Source organism: Micrococcus sp. HSID17227 (assembly GCF_003989405.1).
Lineage (GTDB): Bacteria > Actinomycetota > Actinomycetes > Actinomycetales > Micrococcaceae > Micrococcus > Micrococcus luteus.
Genome location: NZ_RBLN01000417.1, coordinates 1 through 1,365 on the forward strand (window position 1 = coordinate 1; position 1,365 = coordinate 1,365).

Here is a 1,365-nt window from a genome sequence, read left to right on the forward strand (position 1 = left end):
GTGACGCTGCATGCGGCGTACATCATGCGTACTAGGGTGTGTTTTGTTCAATTGCTCGCCGCCCCCCTAGTCCTGCACATGCGAAGACGCCCTTTCCCGACACGACGCGCTTCCGATCCCCGGCCGCGCGGGTCGACCGCGGCGCCGGCCGGCGGCGGACCGCCCTGGTGCTGGGCACGGTGCTCGTGGCGTTCGCCGTCGTGGTCGGGCTGATCGTGCGCGGCTTCCTGAGCGGCCCCGACCACACGGCCGTCGAGGGCGACGAGGTGACGTTCTCGGTGGAGCCGGGCGAGGACCTGGGCTCCGTGGCGGCCCGCCTGGACCGGGCCGGCATCGTGGGCTCAGCCCGTGCTTTCGAGCGCGCCGCCAGGGACACGGGCAGCGGTCTCGTCCGTTCGGGGGACTTCGTGCTGCGCGAGCGGATGCCCGCGGCCGAGGCCCTCGCGGTGCTCCAGGGTGCCACGGACGGGGCCGTGCACTACGTGCTCGTGGAGCGCGGGCGGCGACTCACCGAGGTGCTGGACGCCGTCGCCGAGGCCACGGGGCTGCCCCGCGAGGAGCTCGAGGCCGCCGCCCAGGACCCGACCCGCTACGGCGTCCCCGGGGAGGCGGGCACGCTCGAGGGCTGGCTCGACGCCGGGGAGTACCGCCTCCCCGTCGACGCCACCGCCGGGCAGGTGCTCGACGCCCTGGTCCGGCCCACCCTCACCGAGCTCGAGGCCCTCGACGTCCGCGACCCGGCCGAGCAGCAGCGCGTGCTCACGATCGCCTCCATCCTCGAGGCGGAGGCCCTGCCCCAGGACTACCGGCAGGTCGCCGGCGCCATCGAGAACCGCCTCGCCCCGGACAACACCGAGACGCACGGGCTCCTGCAGATCGACGCCACCGTCACGTACGGCCTCGGAGTGCGCAGCCTCAGCTTCACCTCGGGCCAGCGGCAGGACGCCTCGAACCCCTACAACACGTACGTGCACCCGGGCCTGCCGCCGGGTCCGATCGGCATGCCCTCCGACGCGGCCGTCGAGGCCGCCCTCGACCCGGCCGAGACGGACGCCTACTACTGGGTGACCACGGACATCGGCACCGGCCACACCGAGTTCTCCCGCACCTATGAGGAGCACCAGCAGCACGTGCGCACCCTGCAGCGCTACTGCGCGTCCAACCCGGGGGTGTGCTGATGCGCCCCGTGCTGCGCGCGGCGGTCCTGGGCCGGCCGATCGCCCACTCGCTCTCCCCGGTGCTGCACGCGGCCGCCTACCGGGTCCTCGGCCTCGACGTCGACTACGGCCGCCGTGACCTGGGCGAGGACGAGGTGCTGGCCTTCGCGGCCGAGCACCTCGGCGCCCCGGGCGCGGCCGACGGCGG

Annotated in this window: 1 protein-coding gene and 1 pseudogene; both read left to right on the forward strand. The window is 74.3% G+C overall.

Annotated features, from left to right (window positions below):
* The first annotated feature begins 167 nt into the window (after positions 1 to 167).
* The gene (gene mltG / locus D8M29_RS12340) at positions 168 to 1,178 is read left to right on the forward strand and encodes an endolytic transglycosylase MltG (protein WP_238693421.1); all 1,011 of its coding nucleotides are present in this window, start codon (positions 168 to 170) and stop codon (positions 1,176 to 1,178) included.
* Positions 1,178 to 1,365 (forward strand): annotated as a pseudogene (locus D8M29_RS12345) (shikimate dehydrogenase); the annotation flags it as partial. The gene mltG and the pseudogene D8M29_RS12345, both read left to right, overlap by 1 nt.